Below are 12,706 nucleotides of genomic sequence, written 5' to 3'. Positions count from 1 at the left end.
AAAATATATTATAAAAATCGTGGATTTCAATACGTTAAAATCAATTACTTCAAGTTTTTCTACAACTGATAAAATGCCAGTTTTATTTTTAGGACATGGCTCTCCGATGAACGCAATCGAAGAAAATATTTTTGTAGAAGGATGGAAGAAGATTGGAAAAACAATCCCAAAACCAAATGCGATTATTTGTATTTCGGCACATTGGGAAACGAAAGGAACTAAAGTTACGGCTTTAGAACAACCCAAAACGATTCACGATTTTTATGGTTTTCCGCAAGCTTTATTCGATGTTGAATATCCAGCGCCAGGAAGTCCAGAATTAGCAACAGAGGTCAAAAATTTAATTAAAACAACAGAGGTTGATTTAGACAAAATGTGGGGATTTGACCACGGCTCTTGGAGTGTGATTAAATTTTTGTATCCAGAAGCAGATGTTCCGATGATAGAACTGAGTTTGGATGTTTATAAAACGCCAAAAGAGCATTACGAATTAGCGAAGGAATTAGACGCTTTGCGTAGTAAAGGGATATTAATAGTAGGAAGTGGGAATGTTGTACACAATTTGAGAGCATTAAATTGGAGCGAGCCAAATGCTGGTTATGATTGGGCTTATGAAGTGAATGATACATTCAAGAATATTGTTCAAACAGGTAATCACGACGAATTGTTCAATTTTGTACAAAAAGGTAGCGCATTTAATCTTGCTGTCCCATCTATGGAACATTATTTGCCAGCTATTTACGCATTAGCATTACAAGGAAAAGAAGAGGAGCTAACACTTTTTAATGATAAACTAATTTATGGATCATTAGGAATGTTATCATTCAAAATAGGATAAATAAAATCAATTTAAATAACAAATAAAAACAAAACATTATGGCAACAAAATGGAATTTAGACCCTTCTCATTCAGAAGTCCAATTTAAAGTAAAACACATGGTAATTTCTACAGTAACAGGAAATTTTGATCATTTCAATGCTGATGTAGAAGCTAATTCAGATGATTTTTCTGATGCAAAATTTGAATTTGATGCAAAAGTAGATTCAATCAATACAAAAAATGCAGATCGTGATGGACATTTAAAATCAGCTGATTTCTTTGCTGCTGAGCAATTTCCAGAAATGAAATTTGAAAGTACTTCAGGTATTCAAAACGGAAAAATTAATGGAACTTTAGAAATTCGTGGTGAAAAACAGCCAATTACATTAAATGCAGATTTTGGTGGAGTTATCACTGATCCATGGGGATTACAAAGAGCTGGATTCGAATTTTCAGGAGAAATCAACCGTAAAGATTACGGATTAGGATGGAGCCAAGTAACAGAAGCTGGAGGATTAGTGGTTTCTGATAAAGTAAAATTATTGGTGAATTTAGAGTTTACTCAAGCCCAATAATCATAATTTTTAATAGCAAAAAAACCACTTCAAACGAAGTGGTTTTTTTTGTGTTATTTATTTTTGTTCTCCCAAAAAGTAGCATTTTTAATTCCGATTTCTGTAGGATTAAAATCAGGATTTTTAATTCCTTTTTTACGTTTGTCTTTATAATCTTTCCAGACCTTAAGCCCAACTCCGCTTAATAATAAAATAGCAATAATATTTACCCAAGCCATCAGACCAACACCAATATCTCCAATTGCCCAAGCAGTTTCAGCAGTTTTGATTGTTCCGTAATACGTAGCACCTAAAAAACAAATACGTAAAATCCATACATATACTTTTCTATTTCCTTTCTTGAAAATGTATGTAATATTCGTTTCAGCATAATAGTAATAAGCCATAATCGTTGTAAAAGCAAAGAAAAACAAAGCAATCGCAACAAAACTATTTCCGAATGAAGGAAAATGACTTGAAACAGCTGCTTGCGTAAAACCTGTATAATCTACTCCAGGAAGATTTTGAGTAATGAAACTTCCCGCTTTTTCTGGGTGATTCACATTGTATTTTCCTGTAAATAAAATCATAAAAGCAGTTGCAGTACACACAAATAATGTATCGATGTAAACAGAAAAAGCTTGTACCAAACCTTGTTGTGCAGGATGGTTTACTTCCGCAGCCGCAGCCGCATGAGGAGCAGTTCCTTGACCAGCTTCGTTAGAATAAATTCCACGTTTTATTCCCCAAGCAATTGCAGATCCAAAAACACCACTATAAAGTGATTCTTGATTGAAAGCTGATGAAAAAATTAATCGTAAAACTGATGGAACTTGATGGATATTCATTCCAATAATAATGATTGCCATTAAGATGTAAGCGCCTGCCATAAAAGGAACGATAAATTCAGAAGCTTGTCCCAAACGTTTTACACCTCCAAAAATAATCAAGGCTAATAATCCAATAATGACGAATCCTACAATGTTGATTGGAATTCCTACAAAATTATAAATAGGAATATCAAACGCGTTATTCAAAGCAGATGAAATACTATTCGACTGAACGCCTGGTAATAATAATCCACAACTCATAATTGTAATGATTGCAAACAAAACCGCGTACCATTTGATTCCTAAACCTTTTTCGATGTAGTATGAAGGACCTCCACGATATTCTCCATCGATTTCTTGCTTGTAGACCTGTCCTAATGCAGATTCTATGAATGCAGATGCACTTCCTAAAAATGCGATAAACCACATCCAAAAAATTGCTCCAGGGCCTCCCATTGCGATTGCGGTTGCAACACCAACAATGTTTCCGGTTCCGACACGACCAGAAATTGCTAAAGAAAAAGCTTGGAAAGGAGTGATTCCTTTGTCCGATTTTTCGCCACTAAATAGCAAGCGAACCATGTCTTTTATGTAGACTATTTGTAAAAATCCGGTGCGAATAGAGAAGTAAATTCCTGTTAAAGCGCAAAGTCCAATCAAGGCATATGACCAAACGTAGCTACTTATTAGATTGATGATATCATCCATTTGAGTAAAAAATTTTGTTCTTGTGTTTATTTGTGGTGCTAAAATGCTAAAAAAATCTTAATTATAAGATTTAATCTGTTTATTTATTCGAAAAAATAAATACAAGCAAGAATTTTATTCTAAATTTTGAAGATATATTATTTAAACCTTTAGTTTGATAAAAGGTGTGTAATTGGTTAAATACAAATAAAAAAGGTTGCAAATTACTGTAACCTTTTTCTGTTTTTTTATTATGATCGAATGATTTTTAGTTTTGCAAAATTTAAGAGTAATTTTTTTTCTCCTGCATTATCAAAATGAATAATTGCTTTCATATCTGATGGTTCTCCTTGCAAATCTTTCACAATTCCTCGTCCAAAACGATCGTGAACAACAACTTGACCAACTTGCAAACCTTGTGCATTTGCTGTTGATGAAGCGTTACTTTTTGTTTGATTTACTGGTTTGAAATTTGACCTTGGTTGAGCTGGTTCTACACGAGCTCTTGGATTTGGTCTTGCAACTGATTTTTCTCGTTGTTGATAGTTTTGTGGTGTTGGTTCATCTCCAAATAAATCAGCCGATAATCCACTATTATTAGAAGCTCTTGCAGAAATATTCAGATTTTTCCATTCTAAGAAACTATCATCAATTTCTTCTAAGAAACGAGAAGGTTCACAATCGATAATTTTTCCCCAACGAAAACGTGAAACAGAATAGGTCATATAAGCCACTTTCTCAGCGCGTGTTAAGGCAACATAAAATAAGCGACGTTCTTCTTCTAATTCAGCGCGCGTGTTAACACTCATCATAGAAGGGAAAAGATTTTCTTCTAAACCTGCAATAAATACAACAGGGAATTCTAAACCTTTTGCTAAGTGGACCGTCATCAAATTGACCTTATTATCGTCATCTTCTTCGTTATCCGCATCAGTTGCCAAAGCAATATTTTCTAAGAAACCACCTAAAGAAGCATCTCCTTCGTCTAATTGTTGTTGTTCTTCGACATAACCTTGGATCGAATTTAACAACTCTTGAACGTTCTCTAAGCGAGAAACACCTTCTGGTGTAGAATCTTCTTTCAACGCATTCAACAATTGTGTTCTTTTAGCCATTTCCATTGTTACTTCATACACATCATGTGATTTTAGCATCACTTGGAAACGCTTAATCATCAACACAAAATCATTCAATTTGTTTGATGTTCCTGCATTTATTCCAATGGTTGGAGCATACATCGCAATATTTTCAATCAAAGAAAATAAACTAATTTGATGTTGATCTGCCGCAACCAAAAGTTTTGAAATAGTCGTTTGACCAATTCCACGTGCCGGATAATTGATTGTTCGCAATAAAGCTTCTTCATCATTTTGATTAATCAATAATCGCATATAACCAACCATATCCTTAATCTCTTTGCGTTGATAGAAAGATGTTCCGCCATAAACACGGTACTGAATTCCTCTTTTTCTCAAGGCTTCTTCTAACGCACGAGATTGTGCATTGGTACGATAAAGAATAGCAAAATCTTTTGGTTGAAGATGTTCATTTATCTGTCTTTCCCATATCTGCGTTGCAATATAACGCGCTTCATCAGCATCAGAAAGTCCACGATAAACGGCTATTTTTTCACCAGTTTCATTCGCAGTCCAAACATTTTTTTCTAATTGATCTTGATTTTGTTTGATAATCTGATTCGCAGCTTCCACAATCATTTGCGTCGAACGGTAATTTTGTTCCAATGGATACAATTTCGCATCAGGATAATCGGATTTGAATGATAAAATATTTCGAATATTTGCACCACGGAAAGCATAAATAGATTGCGCATCATCACCAACTACACATAGGTTTTCGTAACGAGAAGCCAATGCTTTTACAATCAAATATTGAGAATGATTGGTATCTTGGTACTCATCTACCATAATGTATTTGAAACGTTCTTGATATTTTGCTAAAACCTCAGGAAAACGCGTCAAAATTTCGTTGGTACGCAACAATAAATCATCAAAATCCATTGCACCAGATTTGAAACAACGATCTACATAAGCTCTGTAAATATCACCCATTCGAGGGCGCATTGCTTCATTATCTGCTTCAATTAAAGCTTGATTATTGTGATAAGCTCTAACTGTAATCAAGTTATTTTTGTATTGAGAAATACGTCCCAAAACTTGTTTTGCTTTGTAAATATCTTTATCTAAATGCATTTCGTTAATAATCTTTGTCATTACAGAAACTGCATCTTGTTGATCGTAAATTGTAAAATCTGATGGATAACCTAAAAGCGGAGCTTCAACACGTAGAATACGCGCAAAAACAGAGTGGAAGGTTCCCATCCAAAGTGCTTTTGCATTCGCTTCACCAACCACATGTCCGATACGTTCTTTCATTTCTCGGGCAGCTTTATTGGTAAATGTTAAAGACAATATATTGAAAGCATCAACTCCTTTATTTAGTAAATGAGCAATGCGATAAGTTAACACTCTCGTCTTTCCAGAACCCGCACCCGCAATTACCATTACTGGACCTTCGGTAGCTTCTACAGCCAAACGCTGTGGTTCGTTCAGTTTTTCTAAATAATTTTCTTCCATCGTGTGCAAAGTTAACCTTTGTGGTGTAAAGGATAAAATAATTTTGAAAGATTATACGTTTTCTTATATAGATATATTGTTAATTATACGTTGTTATAAAGATTTACTATCAAGAGATAGAAAAAACGTACGAATTGAAAGTTGTTTCGTTACATTGATAAGGAAATATTCTGTATATTTACACAAATTTTTTATATGACAGACGAATCAGTAAAATCAAGTAATTACGAAATAGTAAAGCAAGTGTTTACGAATTTTTTGGAAGACAATGGACATCGTAAGACACCTGAACGTTATGCTATTTTAGAGGAAATTTATTTTACAGATGATCATTTTGATATTGATATGTTGTATATCAAAATGAAAAATAAGAAATACCGCGTTAGTCGTGCTACTTTATACAATACTATCGAGCTTTTGATGGAAGCAAAATTGGTGCGTAAACATCAGTTTGGAGATCAACAAGCGCATTACGAAAAATCATATTTCGACAAAAATCATGACCATATTATTTTGTCTGATACAGGAGAAGTATTGGAGTTTTGTGATCCAAGAATCCAATCTATCAAACAAACGATAGAAGATATTTTTGATATCAAAATTGATAATCATTCATTATATTTTTACGGAACTCGTAAGAATAAATAACCTTGATTTTATAAAATCAAAAGACCTTTTACGATTTCGTAAAAGGTCTTTTTTGTTATTTTTAATTAGAAAATTGATCTAACAAATCAAAAGAAGGAACAAAAAATAAAGTTCCAGTTTTAGCTTTACTAAAATCTAATATTCGATCATAGTTTCCGATAGGTTCACCAACAAACATGCGTTCTAACATTTCTTCTACAATGCTAAACTTTCTAGCATAAGCAATAAAATAGGTTCCCATTTCATTTGTCGACATATTTCCAAAAGGCATATTATCGCGAACAATTTTTTTGTCATCTCCAACATTTGCTAATGCAGAATGTGAATTCGAGGGTTTTTCATCGTCATTCATTTCAATATCATCAACTTTAGATCTTCCAATTACTTTTTCTTGTTCAGAAATTGGTAAATCTTTCCAAGCTTGCATATCATGAATGTATTTTTGCACAAATAAATAACTTCCATTTGTATAAGCAGAATCTTCATTGCCAATCAAACCAAAATTTATTCTTTCGTTACCTTGTGGATTTTCAGTTCCATCAACAAAACCTAAAATACTACGACCATCCCAATATCTAAAACCATGAATTTCTTCTTGACAAGTAGCAACATCATTCAATAAATCAGTCAAATTAGAAACAATATCAACGCAATAGCTTTGTTGCGTAGAGCGGATATGAAAATGAATATCGCCTTTTGTAGAAACGGCTTCATGCTTTTCTCCTTTAATGGCAACAAAAGGTTTTAATTCTTTCGGCAAAGGTTTTGGTAAATTTAATTTTATCCAAGCATCGTAACTAATTCCTAAAATAACGCTCGATTGCGTTTTCGGAAAACGTGTATTGGCTGAATGATTGAGATTGATAATTAAAGCGCAAAGCTTTTTGAAAGCATCTTTGTAAGCAGTATTTTCCTTAAAATTCCAAACCATAAAAATAGTATTGGTGTTTGGACTGTCTAATACATTTTGATATTGAGGCATTTAATAGATTTATAAAATTGAATATGAAGTTAAGAATTTTAAAACTGAATTTGATGAATAATCGTTATTTTTTTAATTAAATTAAGACTTGAAAATCTATCATATTGATTAAAATATTATGAAAATTTTAAGTATTAAAGCACGTTTTAACGTAATAATTAATTTTTAGGACTAAAAAAATAATACTAATTTTGGCTAGCACTTTTTTGAAGTGAAATAGAGATTAAATAAAAATAATAAGTAATTGTTAATTAATTATATAAATAGAAATAAAACAGGCTTGAAAGTTGCTTTTTTACTTTCATGTTTTATGACGATAAGTGCTTTTGCGCAACAGAAACCTAAAAAAGAAAAAGTTAATCTAAGGCATGCTGATTTAGTAGAACATGATCCGAAACGTTTTGAGGGAAATGATTTTTTATCAGGAAATGTTGTAATCGAATATAAAGGTGATGTAATTTCGGCTGATAGTGCGGTTTTGTATCGTGATAAAAACTTGGCTGTTGTTTGGTCGAATGCACGTTTGGTGAGCAAAGACAAAACAATTACGGCGCATAAAATGGAGTATGACGGAAACACAACAATTGCAAAAGCTTTCAAAGATGTGGTGTTGACTGATCCAAGTTCTCGTATTACGGCAGATTATATGGATTATAATCGTACAACCGAGATTGCGACTGGTATTGGGAAAGTAGAAGTGAAGACACCTACGCAACAAATAAGTTCTGAGAAAATGATTTACGAACGATTGACAGGAAATATTATTGTAAATGATACTTACAAAACAATTGGTTCTGATGGAACTTTAGTCGAAGGACGAAATGTTGTGTATAATGTAAAGTCTAAATCGGCAAATTTTGGTTCAGAAGTTTTTATTACGAATAAAGATTATACGATTTATTCAAGAAAAATGACGACGAATGATATTACGGGAATTACAACTTTCCGCGATTATTCTAAAATTACACGTCGAAATGATCCATCACAATATATCATTACTTCGGATGGAGATTTTAATAAAAAAACAGGTGAAGCTTGGTTAAGAGGAAATTCAAAAGTTTATTATCAAAACAAAACGTTGACGGCTAAAAAACTTTATTTCAACGATAAAACAGGTTTTGGTAAAGGTGAAGGCGATGTTTTTTTGGATGATCCATTAGAAAAAAGATTTTTGAAAGGTGATTACGGAGAAGCTTTTAAATACTTAGATTCGGCTTTTGTAACGAAGAACGCGTATGCTGTGAAAGCGTTTGATAAAGATTCGCTTTACATAAGTGCTGATACTTTGTTGGCGGTAAAACGTCACGATGTTGATTCGACTTCATTGGTGAAAGCCTTTCATAAAGTGCGTTTTTACAAATCGAATGCGAATGGAAAAGCAGATTCTTTGGTGTACAATCAAACTAAAGGATTGATGCAATTTTACAAAGATCCAATTTTATTTTCTGGTGATAACCAAGTTACAGGAGATTATATCGAAGCGTATACAAATGCGAAAACAGAAAAATTAGACTCGATGAAAGTGTTTAATAATGCTTTTGTGATTGCTAAAGTGGATTCGCTTGTGGAAAATGAATATCATCAAATCAAAGGAAAATATTTAACTGTTCTTTTTCAGGATGATAAAATTGATTTTATAAATGTAGAAGAAAATGCTGTTGCGTTGACGTACATGGATGATACGGATCAAAAAACGAAAGTGAAAGAACGTTATGGAGTTAATATTTCTTATTGCGGAATTATAGAAGTTGATGTTGTAGGAAAAGATGTTGAATTGGTTGCATGTCGCATAAAATCGGACGGAAAAATGTATCCATTGTCTAAATTTCCTGAAGAAATGCGTTATTTACCCGATTTTAAATGGCGAATTTCTGAGCGATTAAATACTTGGCGAGATATTTTTATCGAATCGAAATAATCTTTTCATAAATTAATCGTTTAATTTCTAAAACTATAAATGAAAACTACATCTATCATATTATCTATTCTATTATTATCAAGTTGTTATACATACAAAGCTTTTGATCCTGAGGAATATGCTTTGGAAATGTCTAAAGGCAATAATCAGACGGCTAACTCTAATGAAAGAAGTCGTTCCAGAGCTGATATTGTTGAATTGAGAAGAGAACGCAAAAGTGCTAATGAAAATGCAATTAGTTCATCTCTTTCAGAAAGTAAAGAAGAATTAGCTGCATTAAAAGCTAAAAAACAAGAGAATAAAGAAGAGAAAGTAGTGATAGATCCTTCTACAATTAAAATTTCGGATGTTATCAAACCCGATCAATTTTATAAAGTAGATGCGCAAGGAAAAGAATATACAATAGAGGCAAAGCAATGGAAAGCTGATACCTTATATGCTGTTGTAAAAGGAACAGAAAAAGAATTGAAGTTTCATAAAAATGATATTTCATCGTTCAAAATAAGAAAATTTTCGAAAGGTAAATCAGATGCTCTTACTGTTGCAGCGTATGCAATGGGCGGTGCAGCTGTGCTTTTTTTATTAAAATAAAATGGGAACATTAAAAGAAGGATTTTTCAAATATCAGGCGCAAACAACAAATTTTGCATCTGGTTTTGAAGTCGATTACGCAAAGGGCTCTTATATCTATGGAAAGGATGGAAGAGCCTATCTTGATTTTGTGGCTGGCGTTTCGGTGAATACACTTGGACATAGCCATCCGCGTATCAATCAAGCGATTATAGATCAGGTAAACAAATATATGCATGTCGCTGTTTATGGTGAATATGCGCAAGAAAAACCAGTCGAATTATGCAAGCGATTGGTTGATTTAACACCAGAAGGATTGGATCAAGTTTATTTGGTGAATTCTGGAACAGAAGCGATTGAAGCTTCGCTTAAATTAGCGAAACGTTTTACAGGTCGTCGTCAATTGATTTCTTTTCGTAATGCCTATCATGGGAATACACATGGTTCATTAAGTGTTTCGGGTGATGAACGTAAGAAAGCTGCTTTCCGACCATTGTTACCAGAAGTTTATTTCATCGATTTTAATAACGAAGAAGATTTACAAAAAATTACCAAAGAAACGGCTGGTGTTATTGTAGAAAGTATTCGTGGTGCTTCTGGTTTTAGATTACCAGAAAATGATTTCTTTATCAAGTTGAAAAAGCGTTGCGAAGAAGTTGGTGCATTATTGATTATGGACGAAATTCAGCCAGGATTTGGACGTACAGGGAAATTGTTTGGTTTCGAGCATTTTGGTGTTGTGCCAGATATTGTGGCAATGGGAAAAGGTATGGCAAGTGGTTTACCTGTTGGTGCGTTTATGACTTCTGATAAAATTATGAGTTCTCTTAAGCAAAATCCTCAATTGGGACATATTACGACTTTCGGAGGAAATCCTGTGATTGCAGCTGCAGCTTTAGAATTACTAAATGTTATAGAAGAAGAGAAATTAATGGATGATATTGATCGTAAAGAACAATTATTCAGAGAAAATCTTCAGCATCCAAAAATTAAGAAAATTCACGGAAAAGGTTTGATGTTAGCTCCTGAGTTATCATCGCCAGAATATACGTTGCGCGTTCAGCAAGAATGTATGAATAGAGGCTTGATTCTTTTCTTTTTAATGTATAGCATCGAGAATTTACGAATTACACCGCCAATTAATATTTCGGATGAAGATATTATAAAAGGTTGTGATATCTTAAAATCTGTATTAGACGATTTAGATTAAATTGTATAAACAAAAGAGAATCATAATTGATTCTCTTTTTGTTTAACTCTTTCTTCCATACAACAATATTCTCTTAAAGGAATAAATTGCAGGAAAAGTCTTATAATATTTCTTAATTCTCGTTTTAAATTCTGTCGTAAATAATTCTTGTTGTTCAGTCGTTAAACGTTCCATATAAGGAATCAAGGCAGAACCAGAAATGAAATTATAAAATTCTGTTTCGTCATTTCCGTAAATTGGATAAACTTTCATGTTTATGCTCAAATCCTTCAATCCATTATCAAACATGATTTTCGCATAATCATCTATCGTTAACATAGGTGAATCTCGATGAAAATTATTCAAATAATCCGCAAAAGGTTTTTCTCGTGCTAAATCACTCAAAATAACATTCAATACATTATCTTTTTGACAAGGCATTTGCACTGCAAATTGTCCATTAACATTCAGTTTTGAGATTAATTTAGGAAACAATTCTTCATGATTATCCGACCATTGTAACGCTGCATTACTAAAAATTAAATCCTAAGTTGTATCTGAATTTGCAAAATTTTCAATCGTTTGTTGTTGAAATGTAAGATTGGCTAAATCAAATTCTTTTGACTTTTCAAGCATTTCCTTAGAAGAATCAATTCCTAAAAAATTAGCGTGTTCAAATTTATTAGCAAGAATTGCTGTTTGTTCGCCAGTTACACAACCTACATCTATGCAATTTTTCAAATTATTAGTAGAAATTAAATCCGCTAAATCATAAAAAGGTTGATAACGAATATTTTTGAATTGATTATATCGTTCGGGATTCCAAGGCATTTTATTAAGTTTTGAATGTGATTAAAGTTAATGAAATTTTATAATATTTATGATTAATATAGATTTTAACATATAATTATTCTAAAATGTCGTTTATTTGAATTTTGTAAGAATAAAGATGAGTCAAGAATTAGAAACTATTGCAGATTATTATAATAAAATTAGTTTAGAACAAGCCGAATTGATGAATTCTGCTAACTTTGAACACGATAAAGCGCATTTTAATATTTCTTTGCGCAAATATTGTAGTTTTAAAAGTCCATATAGTCGGCGAGATTATTACAAAATCAGTTTGTTGATTGGTGAAGGAATTTTTAAATATGGAAATAATGAAAGATATATTTCTAAACCAGTTTTATTTCTTCCATCTCCGCATATTTCTTATACTTGGGAATGTAAATCGAGTTTGCAAGAAGGTTATTTTTGTTTATTCAATCAACAATTTTTTTCTGAAAATAAAGAGTTTGACGTCTTCAAAAAAACATCTTTGTTTAAAGATTGGAGTTCTCCTTTTATTGAGATTTCGGATGAACAATTGCCTTTGATTTTGTCTTATTTTCAGGAAATGTATCGTCTTAATCAATCCAATTATCAATTGAGATATTTTAGTATTCGTAATCATTTATCTGCTATTTTTCATTATGTTCTAGAACAAAAAGTTGATGAAATACATGCGGTTGAATTGCCATCAAATGTGAGATTGTATAAGAAGTTTGATGAATTATTATATAAACAATTTCCACTAGATTCACCTGCTCATCCACTTATTTTGAAAACACCAGCTGATTTTGCAACGAAATTAAATATTCATGTAAATCATCTCAACTCATCTGTGAAATCTGTAACAAAACAAACAACGACACAAATTATTAAACAGAAAATAGTTGAAGAAGCTAAAAACCTGTTGTTGTACACTGATTGGGATATTGCGCAAGTTGGTTATACATTAGGTTTTGAGGAACCTGCTCATTTTAATAATTTTTTTAAAAAACATACTTTAACTTCTCCATTAAAATTTAAACAATAAAATTAATTTATTTGATTTTTGTAATTTTTTATTTGTCTTTTTTAATTCCTCAATTT

The 12,706-nt window shown here is 32.2% G+C and carries 12 protein-coding genes; 7 read left to right on the top strand and 5 right to left on the bottom strand.

Annotated features, from left to right (window positions below; translation table 11 throughout):
- Window positions 1-19 precede the first annotated feature (19 nt).
- Window positions 20-838, top strand: coding sequence for a 4,5-DOPA-extradiol-dioxygenase (ygiD, locus tag HXZ69_RS02515; protein ID WP_221855074.1), 819 nt, complete (start codon window positions 20-22; stop codon window positions 836-838).
- A 38-nt stretch (window positions 839-876) separates the two neighbouring features.
- Window positions 877-1,395: a YceI family protein gene (locus HXZ69_RS02510; protein WP_125350085.1), complete on the top strand. Its 519-nt coding sequence runs from the start codon at window positions 877-879 to the stop codon at window positions 1,393-1,395.
- Between the two features lie 53 nt (window positions 1,396-1,448).
- Here HXZ69_RS02510 and HXZ69_RS02505 read toward each other — a convergent pair whose 3' ends face one another.
- Window positions 1,449-2,912 (bottom strand): alanine/glycine:cation symporter family protein, encoded by a 1,464-nt coding sequence (locus HXZ69_RS02505; RefSeq protein ID WP_221855076.1) that lies wholly within the window; start codon window positions 2,910-2,912, stop codon window positions 1,449-1,451.
- Window positions 2,913-3,142: 230 nt separating this feature from the next.
- Entirely contained in the window at window positions 3,143-5,485 is a 2,343-nt protein-coding gene (locus tag HXZ69_RS02500; protein ID WP_286494898.1) for an ATP-dependent helicase, read from the bottom strand.
- 195 nt (window positions 5,486-5,680) lie between these two features.
- Here HXZ69_RS02500 and HXZ69_RS02495 point away from each other — a divergent pair, with 195 nt between their 5' ends.
- Complete coding sequence (locus HXZ69_RS02495; RefSeq protein WP_038331681.1) at window positions 5,681-6,133, top strand: Fur family transcriptional regulator; 453 nt, start codon at window positions 5,681-5,683, stop codon at window positions 6,131-6,133.
- Window positions 6,134-6,194: 61 nt separating this feature from the next.
- On the opposite strand, the gene HXZ69_RS02490 is transcribed toward HXZ69_RS02495, so the two are convergent.
- Window positions 6,195-7,115: a Dyp-type peroxidase gene (locus HXZ69_RS02490; RefSeq protein ID WP_115000647.1), complete on the bottom strand. Its 921-nt coding sequence runs from the start codon at window positions 7,113-7,115 to the stop codon at window positions 6,195-6,197.
- A gap of 244 nt (window positions 7,116-7,359) precedes the next feature.
- On the opposite strand from HXZ69_RS02490, the gene HXZ69_RS02485 reads away from it, so the two are divergent.
- From HXZ69_RS02485 to HXZ69_RS02475, 3 genes are read left to right on the top strand one after another with little or no spacing between them, the layout of a single operon-like run.
- Entirely contained in the window at window positions 7,360-9,033 is a 1,674-nt protein-coding gene (locus tag HXZ69_RS02485) for an OstA-like protein (protein WP_286494897.1), read from the top strand.
- A gap of 39 nt (window positions 9,034-9,072) precedes the next feature.
- The gene (locus HXZ69_RS02480) at window positions 9,073-9,624 is read left to right on the top strand and encodes a hypothetical protein (RefSeq protein WP_125349463.1); all 552 of its coding nucleotides are present in this window, start codon (window positions 9,073-9,075) and stop codon (window positions 9,622-9,624) included.
- Between the two features lies 1 nt (window position 9,625).
- Window positions 9,626-10,813, top strand: coding sequence for an aspartate aminotransferase family protein (locus HXZ69_RS02475; RefSeq protein WP_221856827.1), 1,188 nt, complete (start codon window positions 9,626-9,628; stop codon window positions 10,811-10,813).
- A 42-nt stretch (window positions 10,814-10,855) separates the two neighbouring features.
- Here the strand turns inward: HXZ69_RS02475 and HXZ69_RS15290 are convergent, their stop codons facing one another.
- Window positions 10,856-11,287: a hypothetical protein gene (locus HXZ69_RS15290; RefSeq protein WP_314543334.1), complete on the bottom strand. Its 432-nt coding sequence runs from the start codon at window positions 11,285-11,287 to the stop codon at window positions 10,856-10,858.
- A 51-nt stretch (window positions 11,288-11,338) separates the two neighbouring features.
- Window positions 11,339-11,623 (bottom strand): class I SAM-dependent methyltransferase, encoded by a 285-nt coding sequence (locus HXZ69_RS15285; RefSeq protein ID WP_353655960.1) that lies wholly within the window; start codon window positions 11,621-11,623, stop codon window positions 11,339-11,341.
- 118 nt (window positions 11,624-11,741) lie between these two features.
- Between HXZ69_RS15285 and HXZ69_RS02465 the strand changes: the two genes are divergently transcribed.
- Window positions 11,742-12,650 carry a helix-turn-helix domain-containing protein gene (locus HXZ69_RS02465; protein ID WP_286494896.1) on the top strand — a complete coding sequence of 303 codons (909 nt, stop codon included), beginning with the start codon at window positions 11,742-11,744 and terminating at the stop codon, window positions 12,648-12,650.
- Window positions 12,651-12,706: the final 56 nt, after the last annotated feature.

The organism is Empedobacter sp. R132-2 (assembly GCF_030324375.1).
GTDB classification, from domain to species: domain Bacteria; phylum Bacteroidota; class Bacteroidia; order Flavobacteriales; family Weeksellaceae; genus Empedobacter; species Empedobacter falsenii_B.
This window is presented reverse-complemented; position numbering and strand designations above follow the sequence as displayed.

Coding starts and splice junctions, on each gene's coding strand:
- HXZ69_RS02505 (WP_221855076.1), bottom strand. CDS start 2,912: ATGGATGATATCATCAATCTAATAAGTAGCTACGTTTGGTCATATGCC.
- HXZ69_RS02495 (WP_038331681.1), top strand. CDS start 5,681: ATGACAGACGAATCAGTAAAATCAAGTAATTACGAAATAGTAAAGCAA.
- HXZ69_RS02465 (WP_286494896.1), top strand. CDS start 11,742: ATGAGTCAAGAATTAGAAACTATTGCAGATTATTATAATAAAATTAGT.
- HXZ69_RS02475 (WP_221856827.1), top strand. CDS start 9,626: ATGGGAACATTAAAAGAAGGATTTTTCAAATATCAGGCGCAAACAACA.
- HXZ69_RS02490 (WP_115000647.1), bottom strand. CDS start 7,115: ATGCCTCAATATCAAAATGTATTAGACAGTCCAAACACCAATACTATT.
- HXZ69_RS15285 (WP_353655960.1), bottom strand. CDS start 11,623: ATGCCTTGGAATCCCGAACGATATAATCAATTCAAAAATATTCGTTAT.
- HXZ69_RS02510 (WP_125350085.1), top strand. CDS start 877: ATGGCAACAAAATGGAATTTAGACCCTTCTCATTCAGAAGTCCAATTT.
- HXZ69_RS02500 (WP_286494898.1), bottom strand. CDS start 5,485: ATGGAAGAAAATTATTTAGAAAAACTGAACGAACCACAGCGTTTGGCT.
- HXZ69_RS02480 (WP_125349463.1), top strand. CDS start 9,073: ATGAAAACTACATCTATCATATTATCTATTCTATTATTATCAAGTTGT.